This window comes from Cognatundibacterium luofuense, assembly GCF_018139685.1.
In the GTDB taxonomy this organism is placed as follows: Bacteria; Pseudomonadota; Gammaproteobacteria; order Burkholderiales; family Burkholderiaceae_D; genus Undibacterium; species Undibacterium luofuense.
Genome location: NZ_JAGSPN010000637.1, coordinates 1 through 283, shown reverse-complemented (window position 1 = coordinate 283; position 283 = coordinate 1). Strand labels below are relative to the sequence as shown.

Genomic DNA, 283 nt, shown 5'->3' with positions numbered 1-283 from the left:
GGACTCAATGCACGCATGGCAACGATGCCCAGACCAGCATCAACAGAGCAACTGGCAAAATCCTGCTGAGCGACTTCCAGCATCAAGTCTTGCGCTGCCTGGAAATGCGTTGCTGAACGGGCCAGGCGTTCTGAATAGCCGGGTGACAGGGTTTCCAGCACGGGCATGACGCTATGGCGTATGGCATTGCGCAGATAACGCTGATCCGTATTTGATTCATCGTCGATATAGCGCAAGCTCCGCTGATTGGCACAGGCCTCCAGCCTTGCCCTTGTTTCTGACA

1 pseudogene is annotated in these 283 nt (G+C 55.1%); it reads right to left on the bottom strand.

What is annotated here, in order from left to right:
* A pseudogene (locus KDM89_RS21985) lies at positions 1-236 on the bottom strand (tRNA lysidine(34) synthetase TilS); the annotation flags it as partial.
* Positions 237-283 lie beyond the last annotated feature (47 nt).